The organism is Streptomyces sp. NPDC001880, assembly GCF_053594575.1.
In genome coordinates this window covers 1-5,044 of sequence record NZ_JBSFET010000190.1, presented here as the reverse complement: position 1 = coordinate 5,044, position 5,044 = coordinate 1, and the positions used below count along the sequence as shown (strand labels likewise).

General features: G+C 68.7%; 3 protein-coding genes and 4 pseudogenes. 3 read left to right on the top strand and 4 right to left on the bottom strand.

Annotated features, from left to right (window positions below):
* Positions 1-140: 140 nt before the first annotated feature.
* Positions 141-539 carry a GH25 family lysozyme gene (locus ACWCQ6_RS35760; protein ID WP_451096468.1) on the bottom strand — a complete coding sequence of 133 codons (399 nt, stop codon included), beginning with the start codon at positions 537-539 and terminating at the stop codon, positions 141-143.
* Positions 540-853: 314 nt separating this feature from the next.
* Here ACWCQ6_RS35760 and ACWCQ6_RS35755 point away from each other — a divergent pair, with 314 nt between their 5' ends.
* Positions 854-2,197 carry an endonuclease domain-containing protein gene (locus tag ACWCQ6_RS35755; protein WP_451096466.1) on the top strand — a complete coding sequence of 448 codons (1,344 nt, stop codon included), beginning with the start codon at positions 854-856 and terminating at the stop codon, positions 2,195-2,197.
* A 33-nt stretch (positions 2,198-2,230) separates the two neighbouring features.
* Here ACWCQ6_RS35755 and ACWCQ6_RS35750 read toward each other — a convergent pair.
* Positions 2,231-2,665: pseudogene (locus ACWCQ6_RS35750) on the bottom strand (transposase); the annotation flags it as partial.
* A gap of 53 nt (positions 2,666-2,718) precedes the next feature.
* Positions 2,719-3,710: pseudogene (locus tag ACWCQ6_RS35745) on the bottom strand (IS5 family transposase).
* Positions 3,711-3,830: 120 nt separating this feature from the next.
* Between ACWCQ6_RS35745 and ACWCQ6_RS35740 the strand changes: the two are divergent.
* Positions 3,831-4,265, top strand: a complete 435-nt coding sequence (locus tag ACWCQ6_RS35740; protein ID WP_451096464.1) for a hypothetical protein — start codon at positions 3,831-3,833, stop codon at positions 4,263-4,265.
* Positions 4,266-4,273: 8 nt separating this feature from the next.
* On the opposite strand, the pseudogene ACWCQ6_RS35735 reads toward ACWCQ6_RS35740, so the two are convergent.
* Positions 4,274-4,411, bottom strand: a pseudogene (locus ACWCQ6_RS35735) (IS5/IS1182 family transposase); the annotation flags it as partial.
* Between the two features lie 262 nt (positions 4,412-4,673).
* Between ACWCQ6_RS35735 and ACWCQ6_RS35730 the strand changes: the two are divergent.
* Positions 4,674-5,044: pseudogene (locus tag ACWCQ6_RS35730) on the top strand (type II CAAX prenyl endopeptidase Rce1 family protein); the annotation flags it as partial.

The following is a 5,044-nucleotide window of genomic DNA, read 5'->3' as shown; positions in this document are numbered from 1 at the left end:
TCATCACCGTGCGTAGCCTGATCCGGCGGGCATGGGCGACTCACCGCTGGGACGAACGGCCGAACCGCCGACCATGACCTCACCCCTATCCGCGCGAGCTCTAACTTGCCTTAATGGGCTGCCTTGTGTTGGCCTGCAGTTCAGTTGACAACACTAGATAAGCCGCGTCGGCTGTTGGCGAGGGCACTGGTGTTGCCGCGCAGGCAGGTGTCGGCGAAGTCCTTCGAGGTGTAGACGATGGGGTTCACCCCGAACGCCTGGCGGGTTTTGGTGAGGAAGTCGGCGACCTGGGTGTTGTTCACCCCGGACGGGCACCGGCCGCGGATCTTCTCCAGGTCGACCACCGGCGGCAGCTGTCCGGGCCGCTTGCCGTCGTAGCCGGCGGCCCTGGCTGTACGGATGAAGTGGTCGGCCTGGGCGGCGCCGGAACCGGTGTCGTAGAAGTTGTACGGCGCGGCCATCAGCCCGGCCCGCGACGCCCCCGCGAAGTCACCGGTCGTCGGTCTCGTCCAGAACGAACAGTTCCACTGCTCCGGCACAACCGATCTCGCGACAGGGCGGTAAGGGACGCGTACGGCGCACAACGACCCATTTACTGTGCCCCCGGCGCACGGCGAAGCCGCGCTGAGCTGCTGTTGCTCAATTCGTCTGGGCTCGGGGACCGCTGATGTGCGAGGGTGACTTGCCCGATTCTTGACGCTCTGGTGGTGAGGCTGCGGGCACGGGAGGTGCTGACGAACCAGATGCTTAGGAATAAGGGGTTGCGCGGCGGCGGATGCGGCGTGGGCGGCGGCCCGGCTGGCCGAGGCGTGTGGAGACTCGTTGCCGCGTTGCAGGCCGTTAGCCTGTCGGTATGTCAGAGCGTGTCATGCCCGGTCGCACGGACGGCCTGATCACCCTGGGTGCCGCGGACGCTCTGTGGGTCGATTTGACGGCCGACAGTGCTGTGCCGACGGCTTCTGGGGCATTCACCTGTTCTCCTGCCCATGCCCGGGTGGGGTACGTCCTGCTCGGCGGCCATGCGGTGGCGACGGTGAGGGCGAGCGGCAGTCAGTGGAGTGTTCCGGAGGTTGAGGTGCGCCGGGCGGCCGCGGAATTGAACGCGGTTGGGATGGATCGGCAGGACCTGGTCCGTATCGGTCCGTTTCGTGGGGCGCTGAGGCAGGAGTGCAACGAGGAAACGCCGCTGCGTTGGCGCCAGCGCATCATGGGGGAACTGCAGGAGCTGGGCGGCCCCGAGCGGGCAGCACGACGTGAAGACGCCCGGCCGTACCATCTGGCGGGGATCGACTGGCGACAGATAGTCGTGGAGCAGACCCGCGACGGGACGCAGCGGACGTGGTGGCTGCCGCGCGCTGTGGTCAGGCTGCTCGACGCGGCCGAGCACTCCGAAACGCAGTGGGTGCAAGCCGCGCGGACCCGCCAGGCAAGCGCAGCCGTCACCGAGCCGCCCTCCCACCCCCGGCAGGCCCGAGACGCCGACGGTCGGCGGACGACGAGCCCCGAGGGCCCCACCGCCTCACTGCGCCTGTACAACGGAGAACTGGAAGGCCAGCTGTACTCGGTGCTCAGCAGGAAGCCCGGTACCTCCCGAAGGGTGGCCGGGTGGGCGTGCGCCGTCTGCCGCACTGCGCCCGCTGCCGTCCTCGACCACTGCCACGAACACGGCTACGTCCGCGCCCCCGTCTGCCAGTCCTGCAACACACAGGAACGCCCCGACCACCTGTACAGCAACGACATCCGCGTGGCGAACCGCTACACACGCCTCTTCCACACCGACGCCGACGACTGGCTTCTCCACTGGCACCGCTGCCCCGGCTGCCGCGCACGCACCACCCTGCCCCTGCCGCACCTCGCCGCATGGACCGCCCTCATAGCCTGCCGATCGCTGCGCCCGACCCACCGCGCGCCCCGCGGGCGCAAGCCCTGCGGTGTCCTGCGCGTGTCCTGGACGGGCAGTCAGAACGCGCCCCGTTCCTGCCTGCTCACTGTGGCCGTCGACTTCTGCCCCTCCGGCGAGCATCGTGTCCTGGCGCAAGTCCCTTACCGCGAAGCCGCCGAGCGGTTTCGTTTCTGGTTGGCCGAGACGGCCCCTGCCGTGGCCGCCGCGGCCGGTCCTGACCGCTTGGACGGCCTCCCTGCCCAGTTCCGGCCAGTCATCGCGGACACCAGCGGCGAGGGCCTAGCACTGTTTTGAGCGAGCACCGGACTCTGCTGCGCAATTCGCGAGTCAGGCCGTGAGTCGGTAGGCGAGGCGTTCGAGGCGGCTGCTGCGGGGGCGGTGCTGGTCGTGGCCGGTCCAGTAGGCGTCGAGTCTGACGACGTTGAGGGCGGTTGCGGAGAAGGCGTGTTGGAGACGGACCTTCGGGAGCCCACGGTAGCGGGCCCGGCGGATGCCGGTGATATCGAGGGCCTGGTTGATGGTGCCCTCGACTCCCGCGCGCAGTGCGTACTTCGTCTTCCAGGTCTCTGTCTTCTGCTCGGCCCGGGCCCTCGCGAGGGCTTCTTCGGGTTCTCTCGGCCGCAGAGTGAGCATGCGACGGCCCAGGACGGAGCTGGTGCACTGCTCGCGGAAGGGGCAGGGGCGGCAGGTCAGGACGCCGAAGGTGATGACGATCGCGTCCGTCCCGTGCTGTTTGACCGGGTTCCAGTGCGCGCTGGTCTTCCCGGCGGGGCAGCGGACCTGGCGTGCCTTTTAGGGCGCGTATCGAGTCGTGATCACAGAGTGGTCCGGGTGAGGTCTTTGACCCAGATCATCGAGGCGCGCAGGTGGAGGCCGGCGAGGTAGCTGTCGGGGATCTTGTCGTATCGGGTGGCGATGCCTCGCCATGCCTTGAGCTTGTTGATCAGGCGTTCGACGGTGTTCTGCTCCTTGTAGAGGCCGGCGTCGTGGCTGACGGGCCGGCCGCCTCTGGAACCCTTCTTCTTTCGGTTGGCGGCCTGGTCCTTCTTCTCCGGAATGACCGCCTTGATACGACGTTTGCGTAGGTGGGCGCGGTTGCCGCGCGACGAGTACGCCTTGTCCCCGGCGACTGCGTCAGGCCGGGTGCGGGGACGGCCGACGGGCCCGCGCACCCGCACCTTCTTCAGGACCGGGATGAACTGCGGGCTGTCCGCAGCCTGGCCCGCGGTCAGGATGAACGCCAGCGGGCGGCACTTGCGGTCGGCAGCGAGGTGAACCTTGCTGGTCTGCCCGTCCCTGGAGCGTCCGAGGAGGGCGGCCTTCAGTCGGAGTCTGTGCCGACGCCGGATGAGCCTTCGTTCTTCCCTTGCGGGATCTTGACCGCTTTGTCCTTCGGGGCTGCCCCCTTTGACCTGGCCTTCTCCTCCTCGGCGGCGGCCTTCTCCAGAGCGGTGACGACGTCCTCGTCGAGGTGCATCCCGGCCGCGTCGTGGTGGGCTCGGGCGGTGGTGGAGTCGATGCTGACCAGGGACAGGTCCACCTCACCGCGCTTCGCGGCCTCCGCGATCAGGCCCTCCAGCAGGGCCTCGAAGACCCCGGCGTCACGCCACTGCCGGAAGCGGTTGTGGACGGTCGACCAGGCGCCGAACTCCGTCGGCATCTCCCGCCACTGCCCGCCCGTCTTGAACCGCCAGATCACACCCTCGAACTGCTGCCGCAGCCGCTCGGGGTACGGGCCGTACTTGCCGATCGGCAGGTACGGCTCGATGAATTCCCACTCCGCGCCGGTCAGTTGTACTCGCGTCACGTCAGACTGTCTATCGGACCGAGCCGTGCCACGAAGGCACATCCCGCAGATTGATCACGACTCGATACGCACCCTAGTCGATGGCGAAGGCGCTCTTGTCGAAACCGACGATGTCCGCTGATGGAGCCCCCCCACGTACGCCGTCGACCCACGGCCCACCGGACCCCCTGGCGGTTGTGGGAGGAGGTTGGAGAGGACGCGGCTGCCCGGCAGGGCGTGTACGCCCCGGTGTACTCCGTCTTCTTCGGCGCGCGGAACAGGATCGTCATCGCCCCCGGCGACTCCCGGTCCATGGCCCTGATCCCCGAGAAGTGCGAGGGCTACTGCCAAGGTGTGGACGGCCGGACGGGCCCCAACCTGGCGTGCGAGACGTGCGGGCGGGCTGTGGCGACCCGCATGGACGACTGCGGACTGTGGCAGACGGTGTGGCTGGAGCCCGACGCGGTCGTACCCTGCCCCTCGGGGCTCCCTGCCGGTCCGTCTCCTGACTGGGACGACCTGGAGCACGCCGCGCATCGCGTCCCGCCCGTCGAACCCAACGGGTCGCGCGGATAGGCGTGCGGTCACGGTCGGCGGTTCGGGCGTTCGTCCCAGCGGTAAGTCGTCCATGCCTGCCTGATCAGGCTACGCACGGTAATGATCGTGTCGACAAAATCGAAGAATGCACCGATGACGGTGGTGCGCCGCTCGTAGCAGCGAGCGTGGACCATCCTCCGAGCCGCATTGCCCCGTCGACCGACCAGGCGGTGGAGCGGCAGTCGCATGAACGCGGGCACTCAGCCTCTGGGCGTTCCCGGAGCCGGAGCCGGTGGCCAACGACCAGTCGACCCCTATCGTCCACTGCGCCGAAGGATGTATAGGGGGGTCGTCCGCGCGCACGACGCCCCTGACTGGTGGTCGGGCGAGCCTGGAAAGCACACGGGGTTGTCGATAGGAGTCGGCCCTACCGTCACCAGGAGCGCTATGTCCGAGCTACACATACGACAACCCGCTCCCGCGCCCACGGCCGTCGGGGCAATGGGCCGCGCGTTGGCCGGCGGCCTGATCATGGCGGTGGCGCTCGGTATCGGCAACGGCCTCGGACCCGTACTGGCGGACGCCACCGGAGCCAGTGGCATGGCCGCCCGGCTGATCGCTGCGGCCCTCGTCACCGTCGTGGCCGTGCCGTTCGTCCTGCGCCTGTCACACCCTCGGACGGTCGGCTTCGGCAGTCCGGGCGCGAGCCTACGGTCGTTCCTCACCGGCGTTGGGGTGACGGCCGCGGCAGCGGCGCTGGTCCTGGGCGCGGGCACGGCTGTGGGGTTACTCGTCTGGCAGCAGCTGGACCTCGTCAC

Coding starts and splice junctions, on each gene's coding strand:
- ACWCQ6_RS35755 (WP_451096466.1), top strand. CDS start 854: ATGTCAGAGCGTGTCATGCCCGGTCGCACGGACGGCCTGATCACCCTG.
- ACWCQ6_RS35740 (WP_451096464.1), top strand. CDS start 3,831: ATGGAGCCCCCCCACGTACGCCGTCGACCCACGGCCCACCGGACCCCC.